The sequence below is a fragment of the Sulfolobus sp. B1 genome, assembly GCF_007050195.1.
Classification (GTDB): Archaea; Thermoproteota; Thermoprotei_A; order Sulfolobales; family Sulfolobaceae; genus Saccharolobus.
This window is the reverse complement of record NZ_QIMI01000022.1, coordinates 1-18362: the sequence shown is the minus strand read 5'-3', so window position 1 is coordinate 18362 and position 18362 is coordinate 1. Positions and strand designations below refer to the sequence as shown.

At 34.8% G+C, this 18362-nt stretch carries 22 protein-coding genes and 1 pseudogene; 11 read left to right on the top strand and 12 right to left on the bottom strand.

All coding sequences use genetic code 11. From position 1 onward, the window contains the following. From DMP16_RS02875 to DMP16_RS02845, 7 genes are all read left to right on the top strand, one after another. Positions 1-644, top strand: a 644-nt coding sequence (locus tag DMP16_RS02875) for a CRISPR-associated endoribonuclease Cas6 (RefSeq protein WP_143576881.1), incomplete at its 5' end; no start/stop codon positions are given. 1 nt (position 645) lies between these two features. Next, positions 646-1290, top strand: coding sequence for a hypothetical protein (locus DMP16_RS02870; protein WP_143576880.1), 645 nt, complete (start codon positions 646-648; stop codon positions 1288-1290). Positions 1291-1663: 373 nt separating this feature from the next. Continuing rightward, complete coding sequence (locus DMP16_RS02865; protein ID WP_143576879.1) at positions 1664-2416, top strand: hypothetical protein; 753 nt, start codon at positions 1664-1666, stop codon at positions 2414-2416. Continuing rightward, positions 2413-3186 carry an MBL fold metallo-hydrolase gene (locus DMP16_RS02860; RefSeq protein ID WP_143576878.1) on the top strand — a complete coding sequence of 258 codons (774 nt, stop codon included), beginning with the start codon at positions 2413-2415 and terminating at the stop codon, positions 3184-3186. Before DMP16_RS02865 ends, DMP16_RS02860 begins: the two co-directional genes overlap by 4 nt. 268 nt (positions 3187-3454) lie before the next feature. After that, the gene (locus DMP16_RS02855; RefSeq protein ID WP_069281298.1) at positions 3455-3793 is read left to right on the top strand and encodes a DUF202 domain-containing protein; all 339 of its coding nucleotides are present in this window, start codon (positions 3455-3457) and stop codon (positions 3791-3793) included. A gap of 34 nt (positions 3794-3827) precedes the next feature. Beyond that, positions 3828-4412, top strand: a complete 585-nt coding sequence (locus tag DMP16_RS02850; protein WP_083216317.1) for a BlaI/MecI/CopY family transcriptional regulator — start codon at positions 3828-3830, stop codon at positions 4410-4412. Positions 4413-4417: 5 nt separating this feature from the next. Further along, positions 4418-5755, top strand: a complete 1338-nt coding sequence (locus tag DMP16_RS02845; protein ID WP_069281299.1) for an ATP-binding protein — start codon at positions 4418-4420, stop codon at positions 5753-5755. Here DMP16_RS02845 and DMP16_RS11605 read toward each other — a convergent pair. Next, the gene (locus tag DMP16_RS11605) at positions 5744-5863 is read right to left on the bottom strand and encodes an SWIM zinc finger family protein (protein WP_342764246.1); all 120 of its coding nucleotides are present in this window, start codon (positions 5861-5863) and stop codon (positions 5744-5746) included. The two genes, DMP16_RS02845 and DMP16_RS11605, sit on opposite strands and share 12 nt — an antisense overlap. Positions 5864-6713: 850 nt before the next feature. Between DMP16_RS11605 and DMP16_RS02835 the strand changes: the two genes are divergently transcribed. Further along, the gene (locus DMP16_RS02835; RefSeq protein WP_143576877.1) at positions 6714-7508 is read left to right on the top strand and encodes a hypothetical protein; all 795 of its coding nucleotides are present in this window, start codon (positions 6714-6716) and stop codon (positions 7506-7508) included. Positions 7509-7988: 480 nt separating this feature from the next. Further along, positions 7989-8552, top strand: coding sequence for a DUF1404 domain-containing protein (locus tag DMP16_RS02830; RefSeq protein WP_069281301.1), 564 nt, complete (start codon positions 7989-7991; stop codon positions 8550-8552). On the opposite strand, the gene DMP16_RS02825 is transcribed toward DMP16_RS02830, so the two are convergent. The 6 genes from DMP16_RS02825 to DMP16_RS02800 all read right to left on the bottom strand — a co-directional run bounded on the left by DMP16_RS02825 (position 8463) and on the right by DMP16_RS02800 (position 14601). Continuing rightward, positions 8463-9620, bottom strand: a complete 1158-nt coding sequence (locus DMP16_RS02825) for a radical SAM protein (protein ID WP_143576876.1) — start codon at positions 9618-9620, stop codon at positions 8463-8465. The two genes, DMP16_RS02830 and DMP16_RS02825, sit on opposite strands and share 90 nt — an antisense overlap. Next, on the bottom strand, positions 9617-10657 hold the full coding sequence (locus tag DMP16_RS02820) for a radical SAM protein (RefSeq protein ID WP_069281302.1): 1041 nt from the start codon (positions 10655-10657) through the stop codon (positions 9617-9619). Before DMP16_RS02820 ends, DMP16_RS02825 begins: the two co-directional genes overlap by 4 nt. Continuing rightward, a complete protein-coding gene (locus tag DMP16_RS02815; RefSeq protein ID WP_069281303.1) occupies positions 10651-11331 on the bottom strand; it encodes an MBL fold metallo-hydrolase in 681 nt (226 codons plus the stop codon). The genes DMP16_RS02820 and DMP16_RS02815 overlap by 7 nt, the downstream gene beginning before the upstream one ends. Then, the gene (locus tag DMP16_RS02810) at positions 11324-12454 is read right to left on the bottom strand and encodes a peptidase U32 family protein (protein WP_069281304.1); all 1131 of its coding nucleotides are present in this window, start codon (positions 12452-12454) and stop codon (positions 11324-11326) included. The genes DMP16_RS02815 and DMP16_RS02810 overlap by 8 nt, the downstream gene beginning before the upstream one ends. A 49-nt stretch (positions 12455-12503) precedes the next feature. Continuing rightward, positions 12504-13187 carry a class I SAM-dependent methyltransferase gene (locus tag DMP16_RS02805; protein WP_069281305.1) on the bottom strand — a complete coding sequence of 228 codons (684 nt, stop codon included), beginning with the start codon at positions 13185-13187 and terminating at the stop codon, positions 12504-12506. Between the two features lie 169 nt (positions 13188-13356). Next, complete coding sequence (locus DMP16_RS02800) at positions 13357-14601, bottom strand: glycosyltransferase family 4 protein (protein WP_069281306.1); 1245 nt, start codon at positions 14599-14601, stop codon at positions 13357-13359. Positions 14602-14697: 96 nt separating this feature from the next. Here DMP16_RS02800 and DMP16_RS02795 point away from each other — a divergent pair, with 96 nt between their 5' ends. After that, positions 14698-15849, top strand: coding sequence for a DUF973 family protein (locus tag DMP16_RS02795; protein ID WP_069281307.1), 1152 nt, complete (start codon positions 14698-14700; stop codon positions 15847-15849). A gap of 141 nt (positions 15850-15990) precedes the next feature. Here DMP16_RS02795 and DMP16_RS10855 read toward each other — a convergent pair whose 3' ends face one another. The 3 genes from DMP16_RS10855 to DMP16_RS02785 all read right to left on the bottom strand — a co-directional run bounded on the left by DMP16_RS10855 (position 15991) and on the right by DMP16_RS02785 (position 17121). After that, entirely contained in the window at positions 15991-16137 is a 147-nt protein-coding gene (locus DMP16_RS10855; RefSeq protein ID WP_156770039.1) for a hypothetical protein, read from the bottom strand. Between the two features lie 191 nt (positions 16138-16328). Then, entirely contained in the window at positions 16329-16841 is a 513-nt protein-coding gene (locus tag DMP16_RS02790; RefSeq protein WP_083216319.1) for a DUF488 family protein, read from the bottom strand. 7 nt (positions 16842-16848) lie between these two features. Further along, on the bottom strand, positions 16849-17121 hold the full coding sequence (locus tag DMP16_RS02785) for a hypothetical protein (protein WP_143576875.1): 273 nt from the start codon (positions 17119-17121) through the stop codon (positions 16849-16851). Positions 17122-17604: 483 nt separating this feature from the next. On the opposite strand from DMP16_RS02785, the gene DMP16_RS10850 reads away from it, so the two are divergent. Further along, positions 17605-17754: a hypothetical protein gene (locus DMP16_RS10850; RefSeq protein ID WP_185957803.1), complete on the top strand. Its 150-nt coding sequence runs from the start codon at positions 17605-17607 to the stop codon at positions 17752-17754. A gap of 60 nt (positions 17755-17814) precedes the next feature. On the opposite strand, the gene DMP16_RS02775 is transcribed toward DMP16_RS10850, so the two are convergent. Further along, entirely contained in the window at positions 17815-18108 is a 294-nt protein-coding gene (locus DMP16_RS02775; RefSeq protein WP_069281309.1) for a hypothetical protein, read from the bottom strand. Then, positions 18092-18362 (bottom strand): annotated as a pseudogene (locus tag DMP16_RS10845) (hypothetical protein); the annotation flags it as partial. The gene DMP16_RS02775 and the pseudogene DMP16_RS10845, both read right to left, overlap by 17 nt.

Sequence of the window (18362 nt, the reverse complement as noted above, 5' to 3'; positions counted from 1 at the left end):
CCAGTAAGGTCGGCAAAACGCTCTTAATAAACCCCAAAAACGTTGCAATATCTCCGTTAAAATATAAGGGTAAATACTTTATAAAGTACTCTGAAGTTCCAACCTATCTAGAAGTGTTTCCAAGTCAGCTTTACTCCTTTGAGGTTGGTGGAGATGAGGATAGTGTTACTATGGCATTAGCTCACTTGGAAGATAGAAAAGTGTTCAACACACTTTGGAGAGTTAAAGACGTTGTAGTGAGTGAAATTGAGATTGATGGATATAAGAAGATTGAACTAGAAGTCTTAACTCCCGCTTTACTAGTGAATCCCTTCATAAAGAGCAAGAGAAAGATATTTACTAATAGACCGTCTGTTGTCTTTTTTAACAATTTAATTGACGTAACTGGGCTTAAGAGGGGTGAGGAAAAGTTAAATTATTTATTAAATAGGCTAGACCATTTACTTTGGGAAGACCCATCTATCGTTAAATACGCAAAGGTGGTTTATGCCGGAAAAGAGGTGATAGGACTTGTCGGAAAACTCAGATATTCCCTCACGAACGAGGATGATATCGTTTATAAAGTATTGGAGAGCGTTGCGTCAAAGGGAATTGGATCATCTAGACGAAACGGGTTTGGAAGAGTAAGAGTGAGGGGTGATTAAGATGGTAATTATCATCACTCCATTAATCAACAGTATGGACTATATTTTTAAAGAGGTGTATTACACTAAGAACGTTAAAGAGATTAAGGTATTGACCTACGCTAACACTGATACGTCTACCTTAGAACATTTCATGAAAATTATTGGCATAAAGGTAAACAAGAAAGTCATTGAGTTAAACGCTGACCTTATGCTATCCATCATTGACGTTATAAAATGGATAAAGACAAACTCAAATGGGAATCATTACGAACTAGTGCTAACACCTGAGGCTGTTGAGCTAAACATTATATTAATTGGAGCATTCTTATTGATGAATAGGGAAGGAATTGCTGTAGTTTACGACGAGAAAGGTGACAGATTTGAGATAGATATGTCAATTTTTAAGGGTATAGATTTAGATGATAGGGATCTGGATTTACTTAGAGCTTTAGTAAATAAGCCCTTGAGTAGTAAGGATATACATGATCTGTTTACGAGTAAGATGAATTTGAGTAAGTCTACTGCGTATAGGGTGTTAAACAAACTAGAAAAGGATAAATACATAGAGAAGTCTGGAGATAAGTATACTATCAGTAAGAAGGGACTAATAGCTTTAGAAGCATTAAGTTTGAACTTTAAGCATTGTGTTGAGCAAATAAGTTAAACGACCTACGTATAGATAAGAAATAACTACACTAGAGGTGGTTACAGATTATTTAAACAAAATTGTTATTTCTATTATAAGTCCAATTAATAAGAAGCGAGTCTTCAAAGAGATTATTATCTAGACTACATATTGCATAAAAATTGTTTAACGACTATAAAAATTACGTATAAGTCCTTTGATAATCTTATATATAATTAAAATATAACTCAGCCTAATTTTTCTTCGTTCATATAAGTCATTTTAGTTTTAATAAATTTATATTTTACCCACTTTTTTACTAAACAATGTATATAATTAACGCCGTTAAAAATGGTTTAACAAAAGCTTATATAGAAAGACTTAATACGTAGAGACGTCTATAAAATATTTCATGAAGACTGATTCACTCACAATAGAAGGGAAAAAGAATGCGTTAATCTTGAGTTGGGCTAAGAATATACAAAACCTCATATCAATTCTGCCTAACGTAGTTAGCGTAGAAAACAATACTTACGTAAAATTTCGCTTCAGTAGATTCCTATTGTTCTCCTTTGAGTCTAAATTCAGTATTAAACCAGGCTATTTTGGAGATAAGATCATAGAATATAAATTGGTTGATCAAAAAGGGAATACATTTAAGATCCTATTCACTGTTGAAAACGATGATAAGGTAAGGATTTCCATAGCATATTCTGGCGAGAAGGAATGGATTGTAGGTAATGCCTTACATAATATACTAAGTGAGTTAAGGCAGGGTATAGAAAAAGAGATATCAAGGTACGAAGTTCAACCTCAACTTGAGGACTACTCTCATAAATTGGCTAAGATGTCGTATTTAACAAAACTAATTATCAAGTCTAAGTTAATTGACACGGAAGAGGTAACGGTTACTCAAGGAGGATTGGTAGATTACTTACAACAAATAGTCGCCCAATATGCACAATATCCAGTTATATACGTTTCCGGGACAGGTTCCTCTACTTTCAGGGTTTTGCTGATAAATGGTGAGTTAAAGGGAGTTTACATCTTAGATAACAATAAGGAGTACTTTGGAGAAGAGGAGGTACTAAATAAGCTTGTGGGAGAATTTAAACTCAACATTTACGTTATGATCTCACCGAAGGCTTTGGAGGTATTACAATGACTAAGGTTCACAAACCTTATGTCATTTTTGAGGATAAGGATCATAAGTTCGTATGGTTAGGGTTAGATGAGTCCGAGTACGAAAAAGGGATTTTAACGAACCAATATTTAATAGTTGATGGAGATAAAGGAGTATTATTAGATCCAGGAGGATATTTCGTCTTTGAGAGAGTTTATGAGAACGTTAAACAGTTTATTAATCCTAACAACATAATTGCAATACTTTACTCCCATCAAGACCCTGATGTTATAGGTTCCTTAAACTTATGGCTCGATGTATCTCCAGAGGCTAAAATTTACGTTTCAGCGTTGTGGGAGAGATTTTTACCACATATAGGGGTTGGAGGAATTAAGATTGTTGACATACCGGATAAAGGCATGGATATAAAGTGTAATAATATAATAATAAAGGCTATCCCAGCCCATTTCATGCACTCTCCGGGAAACTTTCACTATTACGACCCTAGAGCTAAAATTTACTTCTCTGGTGATCTAGGTGCTGCAGTATTTCCAGAGGGTAAGTGGTACCTCTTTGTCGAGAATTTCGATGAACACAAGAAGTTAATGGAAGGCTTTCATAAGCGTTATATAGCTACGAGAAAGGCTATAGATCTATGGCTAAAGAGGATTAAGGATTTAAAAATAGATATAATAGCTCCACAGCATGGTTCAATATTTCAAGGAGAGAATGTCAAGAAATTCATTGACTGGTTAAGTAGTTTGGATAAAGTTGGGATTGACTTAATGGAAGTAGATTTTCAGCAAGAATAATTTTTCAGCAAAATTTTCCCTGCCATAAATGACGAGAGTTCTCCTCATCGATTAAGGGAGAGTCGAGAGACGATTCATCATTGCAACAATAACTAGGGTGGATATAATGACGTCATGAAGACATACTGGTTGTAGTCCCATTTGAATTGAGTGTTTTTAGGCTTTACTGCTTTTTTCTCTTGAGTCTTATCTCTCGGCATATAGAATGACAAACTCTAGTGAGGTAAGAAACTAGTACTTATAATCTCATACGTGTTTAATTCTATTAATGCCATCGCCCTCAGATCACTTTGCAAATGAGAGAACTTTCTTAGCGTGGATTAGAACAGGGATAGCGTTAATAGGATTTGGGTTTGTTATAGCAAAATTTGCGCTATTTTTAGAAATTTTAAGGGGAGAAAAGAGCATTAATGGTGCCTCAGTATTATATGGAGAGATAATGATAATTTTGGGAGGTATCGTGATAGCTTATGGTTTATATAATTATTTAAGGAATGAGAGGGATTTAGCAAAAAATACGTTTAGACCAAAAACTTACGAAAATGCTACATTTGCATTTGTGATTCTACTAATTGCTATAATATTGGCATTACTTATAATAACGTGAAAATTTTTAAATGTGACAGACTTATAGATTATAAATGACTGAGATTGAGGAAGATAAGATTTTAGAAATTATAAAAGGTTCAAATAAGGATGGAGTAACTATTAGCGTAATATATGGTAAATTAGGTATAAGTGTTCGTGCTAAGGCTGATGAGGGAAAAAGAGAGGAAGTAAAGAAGTTATTAGATGATTTAATTAAAAAAGGTGCAATAAAAGAGAAGACTAAGGGAAAGACTAAAAGATATTATTTCGTTAAGGAGGTGAGGGAGGAAAGAGAGGAGGCTTTGGAAAAAGGGCTAGAAAGTATAATTAAAAAAGTAGTACAAGAGGCTTTGGAAAAAGGGCTAGAAAGTATAATTAAAAAAGCGCTCCTAGAAATTTTGGAGATTTACTTTGGAAATAGTAAGACTGAAAAGGACTTCGATAAAATATATGAAGACGTTAAGGACTCATTTGGATATGCTAGACTAGATAATATAAGGAAGCAATTGGGGATGACGGAAGAGCAATTTTATGGACGCTTTAGGGAACACATTATGAAAAATTATGAACTAATACAAGGTGGACAAGAGGGAATGATTTTGCATGGAGTTCTTTATGGCATTATAAAGAAGAGGTGATCTTAATGGTTTGTGAATTCCCCGAGTATACTGTGACGCAATGGAATACTAAGCCTAAATTGGGTGGAAGGAGGTGGGTCGAGGGTGTTAAGGAGTTGGAAAGTATTATAATAAAGAGTGGGTTTGGGGTAGGGGTCATCGTAGGCGATCCGGGGATGGGAAAGACTGCTTTACTTCTATCCCTAAAAGATAGATTAGCTAATAGTGGTTTTCATGTAGTCTTCATGGACCTAGCTGGTAAGGATAACTTAGTTGAGGAATTTTGGAAAAATATTAATATGGATAGGCTAAGAGAAGAGGCATATGGTTTCTTGTATAAAAATAGGAAAAACATAGGGTACAGAGGATCTGCTAAACTATTCAAGGAATTTAACGCGTGGTTAAAAATAAGATGCAAGAAACGTGATTATAACGATGATTACGCTCACGTATTCAAGATTTACTGTAACTCTTACTCTGATAGTATAGATGATATGATAAGTTTGATTGATGATATAAGTAGATTAGGAAAGAGCGTTGTATTGCTAATTGACGAGACTAGGAACGTAGAGGGGATAATAAAGCCTTTACACAGACTTTTAAATTCTAATTTGAACTTTAAACTCGTCTTAACTATAATCCCAGATGTTCTTGAATCAATAACTGATGGTGCAATAAGGAGAAGACTAGAGAGTGATGCTTTAAGGATTAATCTTTCACCCCCAATAAATGACGATGAGGTAAGAGGAATTTTAAGTGCCTATTGTGAAGAATACGCTGATGTATTGGCAAATGCTGTGAAGGGAAGTAAGACCGTTAACGAAATCCTAATAAATGCTAGGGAGAGGTATGAGGAGGCTCTCCATAACTGTGTTGGATCATCTTCTGAGTGTATAAAAGGGTTCTTAAGTGGTCTTCCAAGCATAGAAAGTCCTCAAGAGGTATCTAAGAAGTTGGAGGGTATAATTAGGGATGGTATAAATAGTTTAAGAGAACAATTTGGTATTGAATACGTTCATGATAAGGGAAAGAAAATGGTAAATCCAGATAACCAAACAGTTATTCCAGATATTTATTTTAGGACTAAAAATAAGGTTTACATCGGAGATATTAAGATTAGTAATAGGAACAGTATAGATAGTAAAGAGTTAAAAAATGTGATGAAGTTTTCGAGGATAAAGAGGGATGAGGAAACCAATAATGAAGTGGTCAAGTTTATAATATCTAACGTAGACAATGTCGATGTTCCTGCTGGAGTAAAGGTGTTTAAAATAGATAACGAGAAGATAAACAAGATTATTAATGGAGATCGTGAATTGTTACTCCAAGAATTGCGAAGGATTTTGAAAGAGCTAGTATCGTGAGATCTTCCTTAAAGCTAATTTTACGTGTTTACAATTACCTCTTATTGCGAATCCTTTACAGCTACAGCTAGCCCTCAAATTGCCTTGGGTATATTGGATTCTCACCATATAACTTTCTAAAGGATTACTCTCACTATTAATTACGAAAAGATAAGACATTGTGCCCTCGTTCACAGATTTGCTTATTAAGTATGGGTACATTTCATTTTTATACGGCTCCTAAAAAGTTGTAGAGAGTGTAGTGAAATTTTTGATTGACTAATAAAAGTTTCTTGATAAAAGAGTAGCAAACATTAGAGAGGATAGAGCTAACCTTTACCCCTTAGGGCGGTTCACTGGATTACCGCCTTCATCACTTCATAGCTAGTAGGCTTTAACGTCCATTCGTCCAGCAATTGTTCAACCTCTATCCCTTTTTCCTTACTCCACTCTCCTCGAGACTAATATTGAGGAGGAAGGACACGTTCTTATTACCCCTTTTTTAGCTTCCCTCAATAATCTTCCTTCACTAAAAACTTTACCCCGAGGCTTGTCTTTCCTTTGTCAGATACTCTAATTGGCAAGTCCTTTTAAAATCTCGTATAAACGATTTACAAGTTGAGGAAAGACCTTAAGAAATGCTCTTCTACAAAGTTGAGGAAAGCCTCGTCATTTAGGGCGGAGAAGAGGTCAGTTAAGGATAATTTGTGAAAATCGAAGCTTCTTTAGCAAATTTGGGTAATTATTTTAAAAAAGAGTAAAAGCTAAATATATACTTTTAATTTATTGTCATAAGTATAATTCATGCTGATCATTTGTATGATATTTATGAAATACACTATAAATACTTTAACTGAAGTATAAATTTATATAGATGAATTGAAGAGTAATGTTGTGTCTCTTATTCCTTAAAACTAAACTTTCTAAATCTTGATTATTTCAACGAAAACTTTAAAAATATAAAAACTGTTACTAGCTCATGAAGGAAGAATACAACGGAAGTTTGAAAATTAAGGCAAGTAGGGGTTCAATATTTAACGTACTAACCGATCCCTACATCTTCTCTGGTGCCTCTGGTCATATAACGTTATATAAGGTATTTGATAATAAAAAACAAAGCTTTGTTCCTCAAGGGGATGCTATTGATCCAGCAAATAAGTTTAAAGCAGCATTCTTATATCAAGATGAAGAGGGCAATCTTTACGCAATAGATAGTGTTCTAGAAGGACCACAGTTAATAATGGATGAGATATCGTATCGATTTTCAAGTGACGATGGAAATCTGAAAATTTCGTTTTCCTTTATAACTAAAGATGATATCTTAAACGCTAGGTGTGTAGTGGAGTACTCCTCTTCATTCTTTGACGTATTCCGAAGAAAGGCTTATACGAAGAGGGCTAAGGGGTACGGAAATATGGCAGAGCACTTGATAACTAAACACTTCTTCTATTACCTACCGAAATTAGGACCTAACATACAATACAACCTAACAGAGGTTATGAGAATTAGTGGAGATATGAATGAGTTAATACTAAAGCTTAAAGATGCATTAAGGTTAGATTCAGTGTACTTATTGCTTAAGGGAGACAACTTCAAATTAGTAGGTATTGTAAAGAATGGTGAAATAAGGAACGCTATATTAAAACTTGGAAACATGAAATATCTGAATGAAGATGCGTTGAGTAAATTATTCTCCCTAAATGGAAGAGGAGAGTTAATAGTCTACAGAGCAGCAGAAGAAAGCATATTAGAGAAGTTGGAGAACTTAGCATAATGATTTTTTATTTTAAAAACACATTTTTAATACCTCAGCATGTCCTTTAGGCTGGGAGGAGGATTATCGTGCAGGATTCTAAAGAAACAATTTTTGTGTTTCACAGGACTTCTTGATTTGATACGATTCTTTGTGTGGGCAACAATTTGGTTGTTTTGATATAAATTGAATTTTCTTTAGATGGAAAAGTATTTTTAGAGTTATTTATTGGCACGAGTATGGGTTTGATTTCCTAGCATTCACCTAACTTAACGAGAAACACAATAGCTAGCTGAAAATATTCTTCCACAATAGACTCTTGCATAAGTAAAAAATTTTACAGTTGGACGAAATTGTTGTCCACGCATAATTCAGAGCTGATTTCATATAAGTCTACCTCAATAACGCCCATTATAAATACCTGAATCCCTCCTGCTTGAAGGGAAGGCTTTCCTCGTTTTGTAACGAATGTTTTTAATTCATTAAATCTAATATAAATATATGAAACTTCTCAAGGATCAAGTCAATATCAAGAACTTATCTCTACCAATAATTCTCCTAATCTTAGCAGTCAATCCTTATACTGAAATTATGGAGTTCAAATACGAATGGTTATTCATGTTATCTCATTACTTATTATACATTTCTGGTTTTATCATAGCATATAAGATTTTGAGAGGGGAGATACTTTACGTTTTGCCTAGCATAGTTATCGCAACATTTTGGCATATACCATTATTCTTCAACTTAGCTAGTGCTTACGTAGACTGGAGGATCGGCAATGACGTAACCTTATTCTTAGCTGGGATTCTGGGAGGTTTAAGTGTTAATAAATTCTCTTATGCACTGAAGGTCTTTTTGCTTATATTGTGGATGAGCGCAGATTCCGTTTTAGCAGTTTTATTTCTAGTTGAGTTTCCATTATACTCCAACGCTGCATATACTTTTTCGCCATACGCTCCTACTCAAGAGATATTAACTGGAATAGTTATGTTCACCGTTATGATGATTATTTTCGTTTATGTTATAGTGAAAATGTTGAGGGGAATGTTCAAGATATTTTAAGATCTCGTCTAAATAACATGAAGGGTCTTTTTCCCATAAATCTCCTTTAGCAACCAATGCTCTTCCCCTTAAACCGCCGTTACATACAGTGAAGAAGGGACAATGGGAACACTTAACGTACTTCCATCTCTCCCTTAACTTTCCAACTAAGTCATTTGGCTTATCCCAAATCTCCTTAAGATTATTAATGTTACCTATGGGTATTGGAGTGAACTGGTCCGGATAAACAATTCCTTCTGGGCTTATATCTGCTATTCTCTCTCCAGACTTGTTTCCACCATTCCTCTTTAATAACTCAAGGACCTCGTTACTAAACCCAGTTTTTATGTATACTAATATTCCATCTACCGGATTATCTGCAGTTAACACTTCCCCATCTTTACTCCTCTCAATAATCTTGTTCACAACTTCATACCTAGTTTTGTTATCAATGTCTAAGCTCATATCAGCCCTACCAGAGTATGCTAGGTGATAAAAGCAAACCCTATTAATTCCCTCCTTTTTCATTATATCAAACACGAAATCAACGTATCTATAATTCAGTTTAGTTATCGTAAACCTTAGACCGGTCTTTATTCCGGCTTGCTTAGCTAATCTTATGCCTTCCATTGCCTTCTTAAATGCTCCTCTAACTCCCCTAAACTTATCATGAACTTCTTCTGGTCCATCAATGCTCACTCCTATGTAACTGACATACTTCTTTAACTCCTCTACTCTTTCCCTTGTTAGCATAGTACCATTTGTTGATAGCTCTACTGAGATTCCATAGTCATATGCCTCCTTAGCTATTGAACTTAAGTCCCTTCTATCTAATGGTTCTCCTCCGGATAATAGAATGTGTTTTACACCCATTTCAGCTGCTTTTTTCACTGCATTAAGCCAAGCTGATAGTGGTAAATCTTGAAATCTGGATAAGCCAGAGTTAGAGTAGCAATGAACACATTTTAAGTTACAATTTCTAGTTACGTTGAACACTAGTACTTTTGGATAGTAGTCTCTTTTACCAGAGTACCTTATTTCATCTGCTTTTTCTGGTCTACCATTAACTAACCTGGAAATACTTATCAAGCTAACCTCACCCTTTTTGGTGTATATAAACAGAAGGGATCTTCGGCTAGATAATCTTTAGTTAATGAATAAGATCTAGCTCTACACCCTCCACAAACTGTTCTGTATTCACATATTCCACACTTTCCTTCAAGTGAGTTAGGATTTCTTAGTGAATTGAAGATTGGTGATTCATTATAGATCTCACTGAACTTCTTAAACTTTATATTCCCAGCTGGTATGGGTAAGAATCCACAAGGATAAACTGTACCGTCATAGGATATAAAGGCGTAACCATTTCCAGCCATACAGCCTCTCGCTCCTTCAATACTTCTCCTCCCGTATTTGGTATCAGGCGGTAGTGGTTTTCTACCTAATTCATTTGATACTCTTATATAATATGGGTTGCAGGTCATCCTTACGTTAATCCCTTCCTTATGCCTCCAATTATAAACTTTCCTCATAAGCATTTCGTTCTCCTCTGGAGTTATCATCATTTCACTAGTCGCCCTTCCAACTGGAATTAATACGAAGATATCCCAATAAATTGGGTTAAGTGATAATACTGTCTCCTTAACCTTCTCTAAGTGATTAATGTTATACTTACTTATAGTAGTATTTATTTGAACTTGAATACCGACTTGCTTGAATGAGTTGATTGCTTTCAATGCTATCTCAAATGCGCCCTTAACTCCTCTAAACTCATCATGAATCTCTTCTGGTCCATCAACACTTATTGAAGCTATAGAGACCCCAGCGTCCCTTAGTTTTTTGGCAATGTTTATATCTATCTTACTCCCACTCGGAGATAATGCAGTGTTTATCTTCTTAGATGAGTATTGGATTATCTCAAAGATGTCATCTCTCTTTAATGCATCGCCTCCACTTATCACGAAGATCTTCACTCCTAAACTGGATAGGTCGTCTACTAATGAAAACACTTCTTTTTCCTCTAGCTCATTAGGTAGTCTGTTCGGAATTGCCTTCGCTCTACAATGTTTACAAGCGAAATCACAAGCCTTTGTACTTTCCCAAACTACGACATAAGGGGCTAACATTTACTTATCACCTCACCATGATAAGGGACTAAGTATTTGTATTCCAAATTAAGTAGATAGTTAAAATACTCTATAGCCTTTTCATAATTCCAAGAGAAGAACTTTATAGGTGGCTTAAGTCCGTTATAATTTCTTATCGCATCTCCAGCTATTAAAACCTCTTTATTGTACAAAACTATGTGACCTTTTGTATGCCCAGGGGTATGGATTACCTTAAAACGACCTAACTCCTCTCCTCCTTTTAGATGAACGTCGATTTCAGGTATTTTGTAATGCATAGAGTTTATCCTCTTCATCGTTAACTTGAACTCCTCTTCACTGACGTTAAACTCTTGCTTAACTTCGTTATAGTTTACGTCATTTAAAATAGTTAGTTCCTCGAGTTCATGAGCATATATCTTAGCCTTTGCTATTTTCTTGATTTCCATAGCGTTTGCGAAGTGATCTGGATGAAAGTGCGTTAAAACTATGTCTGATACGTCTGCAATGGAGAACCCCCATGATCCTAAGTATTTTTCTACGTTATCCAGATTCTCCGGCAAGCTAGTATCTATCATCATAAGACCTCCGTTAGGCCCCTTATCGATTATGACAACGTTATGATTTAAGATTCTTCCGAAAAAGTTAGGCTCTACGAGTTCTAACACTCTAACGTAATCGTTTAGTTTAACCATTTTGGGAGAACCTCGGAACTAGTTCTAATGGAGGAGTGACTTTCTCAGATTTAGTTTCAGAAAGTGACTTACCGTTAATCGTAATTACCTTTTCCGCTATTATATCGCAATATTTACATTCCTCACAGCTTCTACTAGTACAGTCGTTATGTTCAAAGAACGTGATCCAATTCCTAGGAAATTTCGTATTGTCCACGATAACTTTTTCAAGTATATCGTAAAAATTAGGTCCGTTAACCTTTCTCATTACTTTTGGCACTGCTCTACCTTGAGGGTAGCTTACAATATCTAATAAATTACCCTCATATTTCCTCTCAACATAAGCTTTTACTACATTTACTAACCATTCAGTTTTCTTATTTCTGCCAGCTATCTTAAACCTATCTATTCCAATGTTCTCGTAAAATGATAAGTCTTCTGGTCTAATCCACCTCATCCTTATTATGTTTGCCAAGTCATTCCTAACTTCCGTTGCACAAAACAGTATAGGATACTCGAACCACACGTTGTTTAAACCATCATGGGAAGAAGTTATTGATGATACAATATCATGAGATAGTCTGTATGGACATCCCCATAGACAGGAGTTGTTAAGTATCAGTTCAATATCAGCCCTATATCTGAAGTTAGATACTAGGCTCCTCAACAGCTTAAAATTTCTGTTCTCATCTTCATTCACGATTATGGTGTTAGCTCCCATATTAACGTATTCCTCAAACTCCCTGATATTATGTACCCTAGCATAGGATGAGATGGAAACTTCTATATTTTGATACTCCTTCTTAATGTAATAAACTAGAAATGGAAGAGCTAGAATAAAACCATCAACTCCGATATTAATTAATTTGTCTACTTCTTTCTTTAAACTTTCTAGAAATGTAGACGAGTACTCCTTACCATTCAATGTAGCAGTGTTCATAGTATAAAGGAATTTTATGTTATAAGAATGAGCTATGTCTATATGTTCCTTTAACCTCTCATCGTCTACTTTAGGTAATATGAAGGATGCCCTACCATGACCAGTTATACTTTTCGTTTGGCTCCCAAAAATGTACTTAACGGGATAATTCCTAACCTTCTCCAAGAGGGAATCGTCAAAATTAGTTGCTAAAACAAGCCTCATAATAGATTTACTGTCGTAAAAACGATTTAAGGATTTAATGTTGGACTGATTAACGTTTTGAACCTAAAAATATGTATACTGTTCCAAGAGCTTTTTCTTCAAAGATCTTTAGGTTAAGGATTTTGCTTATAGTATTTTTCAATTGGGTATTTGTGGGTATCCTTTGATAAATGTAGAAAATGTATTTATAATCCCTCGATTTAGCTCCAACTAAACACGCTAAATAAGGCTGAATATAGCCTAAATAAAACGATACGTACTTTCTATACACCATGTTATCTGATTTTCCCATCGCTATCACTCCAACACAACCTCTAGATACTCTAGCCATTTCTTTTACCACTTCCCCAATATCGTCTGCAGAGTGTAAAGCAAAGCTACTTACTACGCAATCGAAACTTTCATCTCTAAACGGTAATTTATAGAAGGACCCTTGAACTCGGTCTGCTTTAACAAAAGAGTTTAGTAACATATTTTCAGCATAATCTACCATGATCGTTTCACCTTTGATCATTTTATTTATGATATAAGATAGTTCACCCTTACCGCTTGCGACGTCTAATATTCTTCTTGTATCGGGGTAGTAATTAGATATATATTTTACCAGGGTTGCTCTCCATTCTACATCCTTAAAGAAGGAAACTAAAGCGTTAGCCCTATCATAAAATTTTGGTAGATCATTATAAATTTTCTGTAATTCCTCATTACTAACTCTTACCACGTTAATAGAAATATAATACGTAACTTTAAAGCTTTTTAACCTTTAGCTAATCATGTATAGAATTATAAGTTCCACTGTTTCATTTGACTTCCTACACTCCATAAATGGCTAAGTTTTCCTCATTTTTTAAAGCAAGAGAAAATTTTACAATAATAGTAGAGATAGAATTTCAATTTAATAATTAACTAGAAGAATATTTCTCTATTATTTTTTTAACAGCACTAGCTACGTTATCCCAACTTGAGTAAAGATTTAAGAACCTCATTAACTCTTCATCGTTCATTAAATCCTCAATTTCCTTTTCTCTCAGGGATAAAATCTTTGAAGCCTCTTCTGCAATTCTCGCTTTATCAAATTCTTTAACGATTTTAACAGCCTTTAATCTTCCGTAAACGCTTCTTATTGCAGGAATGTCATAAGCTATAACAGGGGTTCCTAAGGCTAAGGCTTCTAAAACTACTAGGGAGAAGCCATCTACATGTGATGGATAGATAAATAGTTTCGCCTTAGATACTACCTCATTTAACCTATCTCTGGGTAAAAAGCCTAGGTACTCCACTTCTAATCCATATTTCTTAACTTTATTCCAAAAGACTCTTTCGTTGTATCTGTCGAAAAACTTTCCTGCTATAATTAGCTTGACCTTTCTGCTCATCATCTTCAAGATATCTGGTAGCTCTGGCAGACCTTTATCCTGGTTTAACCTACTCCAGAAAATGATATACTCCTCTTTACCCCTATTCCTATATTTTAATAATTCGGGGTCAAATGCATTACCCGGTATTAGAAGTTCAGTTTTTATTCCAAACTTGTTTAAATTGGTATCTGCTAAGGGACCCTCAGATACTCCAGCGACGAAGGTTGGCTTAATCTCTTTTAGAAGTCTAATATATTTTCTCTTGACATATTGGTTATAAAAAAACCTCGTATAGAAGCCTTTACCAGTATAAGGATTAAACGTGTAGAATTTCATTAATCTTTTCAAATAATGTAGAGAATCATCATAAAATAAGGGTACATGTAGAGTTAAACCGAACTCTCTCTTTTTCCCTAAATAAAAGATGTCGAATGAGGTATGATCTGGTTCATATAGAAAATCTACCTTATCTACATCATATTGCTTAGATATCTCTAAGGCTAATTTCTCTTGGTTTAAAAACTTTTTAACACCCCTTAACATTGATGAATATTTAGTATAGTTATCAAGAAGGGAAAAGAACTCGTCAACGACCTCTATCCCATTTCTTCTTAACTCTTTAGCCTTTTCCTCTAACTTATCCTTATCCCAAATGAAAACTGTACTAGATGGATAGTATATTATTTTGAAACTTTTCTTTAGCCTAGAGATTACTTCATAAGCGTGGACAGCCCCTCCTCCTGCAAATATGGGAGAGAGGAAGTTGTTGTAAACTATCCCCAGTCTCACGAATTAGCTTTATATTGCAGAAAATAAATCACTAACTATGAATTTGTTGCATAAAAAGATTTATTTGAGTATTCTATTAGTTATTTTGTGTGAGAAATGAGCATTGAAATTTCTGGTATAGAAAAACTTAAAGAGGGCTCATTATTTTACCTTATTTTACTAATCCTAGGAGTGGTATTACCTATACCAATACTTATTGAGATTAGTTTAGCCGGTGCTCTGATTGAAACTAGTTTAGCTGGTGCTCTGGCAACTGGATTATCTCAACAGTCTGGGTCGTCCTCCTTGATATCTCCCTTTTCATCTGGGCTATTATTTTTAGGAATACTACTATCGGGAATTATAGTCCTTTTTTCCTTATTCTTCATGTTTTACTGGAATTCAATTAAGGGATTCTATTCGCTAATAGCCTCAGGTAAGAAGGACGTTAGAGGTGGTATCTATTCCTTAAATGTTATCCTCATAGGAGGAGTAGTGATCTTAGCTGGTGTAGTAACGTCTTTTTCAAGTATCTACTTTCTGAATATAGCTCAAACTTTACTTACGATAGGAATAATTTTAGGAGTGATAGGCTTTGTAGTCGGTTCAGTAGGATTCATAATATTAGGCTTAAATTTTAGTGCCTTAGGTAGGATATATTTCAACAGTTCTGTAAGGAACGCTGGTCTGATGATTTCATCAGCATCAATTCTCTTCTTAGTCGGATCTGTAATAGTTTACCTTACTTCACCGGAGTTCGCATCACTTATACACATATCCATTATCAATCTAACTATAACTATCATAGGTATATTTATAGGAATATTGTCAAGCTCAGTAGGTTACACATTAGATCTAATAGGTTTCATTACCTTGTATTCTAACTTAAAGGAGCCTACAAATATTCTCAATACTAGCCCGGAAGTACTGCAACAGAGCGGAGTGCTACAACAGAGGGGATTTGTTAGTGAACAATATGGTAGCCAACAAGTAAGAACTATTAGCGAGATAGTTTCCGGAACACTAAGTAGTAGCGGGATAGCTAGATTATCAATTTACTCTCAGCATCCTTTACAAATTTTGAGTGCTACATTAGTGGGATCGGAGTTGACGACTAATGACATAACCCCAAGTGAATTAAAGGTGGGAATAAATGATGTTATTATTAACTTCAAGACAGCCCTTGTCTTATCTAAAGGATCTATGTATAGTATAGAACTTTTACTCTCTAACGGGCAAAAGATAAGTGCTAAAGCTACTTATAATTGACTTCCTCACTATTATAAATGACGAGGCTTCTCTCGACTTTGTAAATAGAGATGTCTAGAATCTAAACAAATTTATTAAATAACACGTGAAATGGGATTCTGACTTTCCGCGATAAAGGTTCCCTTAGGGCTATTAATGGGTTTATTCATTTTCATCACTTCCAATAGGTGTGTTTACCCCACTCGTCCAGCTATGGTTCAGCCAGATTTGCCCCTTTTCCCTCACCCCCTTAGGCTCGTATTGAGGAGAAGGGCACACTCTCACTACCCCTTTTTGACTTCCCTCCATGTCCTTTGCAAAAATATCACCCCTGCCTTAAAAGGCTTGCCTTCCATTTATCAGCTAGAAGAATTTCATGTTGAGATCAGTATTAGATAGAGGGATTTAAGCGAGGCTAATGAACCTGCTCATTTACATCAGGATAATTGAAAGAGCAACCTTAAGGCTATGAAAACTAATTATCATAAGTTACGTATTATCTAAAAATATATTAGTTGATTATCCCTAATTGATGCACATTTACTTAATTTGTGTTCTATTATGTGCTCTTTATCTATTATATGAATTACTTTAAATCCCTTAGCGTAAAACCAATCGGAAATAATCTTCCTATGACAATTCCAAGGTAGGCGTTCAGCACACATTATTGCTACATTTCTCGTACTAGCTAGTTTTAGTAAATTGTCTAATGCGTTTTTAGCTTTTTCAGAAGTCGTTATGTAAGTAGCATAAGCTCTAAAGCCTTCACTCTGGAAGCATTTAGCTATTCCTAGATCATTGACGTCTTTACCAAATTTTCTATAGCCTCCTAATTCCTCTAACCAAATGTACTCAATGGGTTGTTTCTCTAGGTTCTCTTTGTTAAAATGTGGAAATTTTCTACTTTTAGGCCATCTTCTGACATCAACCAGTAGGCCTATTTTATACTCTAATAATAACTCAATTAACTCATCTAAAGTCCTGTTTGAGTGACCGACAGTATATAGAATCATGGAAAAATTAGATTACGTATTCTAATAATACCCTTCCTCTTTCATTTAACAACAGTAAATTACCATCCCCAATCTTTATTTTATATTTTGATCTACCAAGTATAAAGTTTATGAGAATATATTCATCTTCATTTACGTCAATGTGTAAAACAACACCATACTTGTTTATTGTCTCTTCAAGTTTTTTGAGCATCTTTTGAGTATCATTACTATATTGAGCTATCACGTTAGTCACTTCATCGAAAAGTTCTTTTAGGTATTTCTCAGATGATCGGTACAAAGGAAAGCACCCCAATTATAATATACATGAGGAAGTTATAAAGTAAGTCTTTGGCTATCTTACATAATACGGCTTTAGATTAGATCGCACATCTCCCTTACACTCAAATAATTTTTGAAGGTTATACATTCCCATATATGGTATTATCTAGCAATATTTTAGATATTTTTATGACTTTTTAGCCTTTTCTGACTTTCTCCCCGCCATGAATGGCTAGGCTTTCATCGCATTGTAAGGTTAATCAGAGTGTTAATTCGCAAATATTTTACTATTTGATAAAAGAACGGCAAACCTTTTAAGGCGGGATAAAAGTTTTTAAACTCTTTTTCCCACCTCTTCCTATGGAACTCCCTTCTGGTCAACTTCTCTATGAGGAGCGGGAGCCGATTTTTCCCATTACCTCCGCACTGTAACTGTCAGATTATTCCCTAATGGAGCACAACAGAGGAAATTGAGAAAATTAGCTGATGCTTCAGCTAAACTATGGAACGAGGTCAACTACGAGAGAAGACAACAGTTCTTCCAACATTAGATTTAGCCAAACCTAGTACGTCAATAAGTTGGATATTGATGAATGCTATAACATCTCTATATCCATTTAACGACGCCATAAATTTAGCTATATATGGTTAATTTGTAATTTATATAATAATTCTGTTTTTACTATATCCTAAAATTTTCAGATAATTAAGTTTAAAATTCAATATATTTATCGGCATCAGGATCTGGATGGGCTGTGACTAATATTAACTCATTATTCTTGTTCTTGGCAATAATGTATCTTATTTTAGCACAAGATTTAAAGTGGATAATCACTCTCCATCTTTCAATTTCTCCTAAGCGTGTATTCGGAACTTGTAGTGTTCCTTTTACCCTCTCAAGGAAAGATAGCACTTCACTACCGAGTGGGTCAATATCGTTAAACCCTTTCATATAGTTTCTTATATCTTCGAGGTGTTTCCGCAAATGATTAGAGAAGATCAGCATGCATTAGCACTTTTTCACTATCCATTGTGTCCTTTATTTCTATCTCTATCTTTAACGGTCTGTATAATTTGTCTAGCTTAATTATAACCTCCCCTTCTATATGAGCCCAATGCTCAACAACTCCCTCTGCCAAGGTTATTTCCATAATATAATCTTTTAGAAATTTTATTTCATTATTCGCTCTCTCTATCTCATTAATCACTTTTTCACTATCCATTGTGTCCTTTATTTCTATCTCTATCTTTAACGGTCTG